This window comes from Paraclostridium tenue (genome assembly GCF_039521565.1).
GTDB lineage: Bacteria > Bacillota > Clostridia > Peptostreptococcales > Peptostreptococcaceae > Paraclostridium > Paraclostridium tenue.
Genome location: NZ_BAAACP010000046.1, coordinates 1 through 1,224, shown reverse-complemented (window position 1 = coordinate 1,224; position 1,224 = coordinate 1). Strand labels below are relative to the sequence as shown.

Annotated in this window: 2 protein-coding genes and 1 rRNA gene; all 3 read left to right on the top strand. The window is 29.1% G+C overall.

What is annotated here, in order from left to right:
* Nucleotides 1–98 (top strand): 5S ribosomal RNA (gene rrf, locus ABFX13_RS14520); the annotation flags it as partial.
* Nucleotides 99–238: 140 nt separating this feature from the next.
* Nucleotides 239–685: a rhodanese-like domain-containing protein gene (locus tag ABFX13_RS14515; RefSeq protein ID WP_346047223.1), complete on the top strand. Its 447-nt coding sequence runs from the start codon at nucleotides 239–241 to the stop codon at nucleotides 683–685.
* A gap of 215 nt (nucleotides 686–900) precedes the next feature.
* A partial coding sequence (locus ABFX13_RS14510; protein WP_346047221.1) for a rubredoxin-like domain-containing protein occupies nucleotides 901–1,224 on the top strand: 324 nt, incomplete at its 3' end.

The window sequence follows — 1,224 nt, the reverse complement described above, 5'->3', positions numbered from 1 at the left end:
AGGATACACCTGTTCCCATTCCGAACACAGAAGTTAAGCTCTTTAGCGCCGATGGTACTTGGTGGGAAGCCGCCTGGGAGAGTAGGACGTAGCCACGTAGTCTTTTTTTATTTAAAAAATCTTAATTTAATATAGAAGAAAACGATATTTAAAGGTGTTGATATACAAAAAATCTATTTGTAATATTTTGAATATTAATATAAAATTTTAATAGAAATTATATACTAGGAGGAGTATTATGAAGAAGGTTTTACTATTATGTAGTATGTTGTTTTTAATGACATCATTAGCTTTAGTAGGGTGTAGTAAAGAGGAAGAAACTAGAAATGAAAAAAAGTATAATTATTATACTGCAGACCAACTTAAAGAAGCAATTGAGAAAAAAGAAGATATTACATTGTTAGATATACAAGTTGAAAAAGATTATAATAAGCACCATATAAAAGGTGTAATTCCTACATATGCATATCCGGTAGAAACTAAAGATGAACAAGCTAAATTAGATAAAATATTACCTAAGTTAGAAAAAAGTGAAAATCCCATAATAGTAGTGTGCCCAGGTGGTGGCGGTGGAGCTAAAAGAGCTATAGATCACTTAGAGTCTAAAGGTATAAAATCAGATAGATTGTTTATACTAGAAAATGGTCAAAAAGGTTGGCCTCATAAGGAATTACTAGAAAAATAATTTTTAAGAGCTATTTTAATTAAAATAGCTCTTTTTTAATAAGAAAATTTATATGAATATAATTATTCTTATAAATATATAAAATATTAAATTTATTTTCAATTTTTGTTTAAAGCAAATGCTGAAGGGTATATATCTATTATAACAAGTTAATAAAAAATTAATATGAATTAATTTTAATTTATTATAGATAAGGTTAAAGGGAGGATTTTAATATGAAAAAGTTTGTTTGTACAATATGTGGATATATACATGAAGGAGAAATGCCACCAGAAGTGTGTCCTATATGTAAAGCACCAGCTAGTAAGTTTGAAGAAATGAAAGGTGAAATGGTTTGGGCAGATGAGCATAGAATAGGAGTAGCACAAGGTGTTGATGAAGAAATAGTTGAAGGATTAAGAGCTAATTTTACAGGAGAATGTACAGAAGTAGGAATGTATTTAGCAATGAGTCGTCAAGCAGATAGAGAAGGATATCCAGAAGTAGCAGAAGCTTATAAGAGAATAGCATTTGAAGAAGCAGAACATGCAGCAAAATTT